Origin of the sequence: Janthinobacterium sp. LS2A, assembly GCF_036543145.1 — a bacterium.
GTDB lineage: Bacteria > Pseudomonadota > Gammaproteobacteria > Burkholderiales > Burkholderiaceae_D > Janthinobacterium > Janthinobacterium aestuarii.
The window spans coordinates 1-428 of sequence record NZ_JAZHPB010000031.1 but is presented as its reverse complement, the minus strand read 5'-3'; the positions used below and the strand labels follow the sequence as shown (position 1 = coordinate 428).

The following is a 428-nucleotide window of genomic DNA, read 5'->3' as shown; positions in this document are numbered from 1 at the left end:
TAGAGCAGCCATATATGGAAATTCAATTTACGCATCGCATACATATCGCCGACGGCCCGCTGGAGAAATATGTCTATCAAGTCCCACCAATGGTTGCCGTACTGTTGTATTTTTTTGCTGTGGCTTGCTGCTGTATATCTTGGAAACCATAGCGGGCTTGCGCTCATGGTCGATATCAATACCGGCGAGAAACACTGTGTTGAAATGTTGGCGCTTCACTTCCAGGCGATTCAGTACAGTGAATTGCTCGGGCTTTTGGGTAGTGCTAGTGTCATTGGGGTTTTCTTGCTACCCGCCATAGCTATTTTCGTCGGAATTATCGACTTTAGAAGTCGTCAACGCCGGAAAGTACAACAGGCCGAAAGGCAATAACCGTTGATGGCGATGGTCCGCTTTGGGACGGAACCTCTGCCAACGACGGCAACCGG

At 49.1% G+C, this 428-nt stretch carries 1 protein-coding gene; it reads left to right on the top strand.

Going from position 1 to position 428, the window contains the following annotated elements:
• Window positions 1-69 precede the first annotated feature (69 nt).
• Window positions 70-372, top strand: coding sequence for a hypothetical protein (locus V3C40_RS28270; protein ID WP_331779167.1), 303 nt, complete (start codon window positions 70-72; stop codon window positions 370-372).
• Window positions 373-428 lie beyond the last annotated feature (56 nt).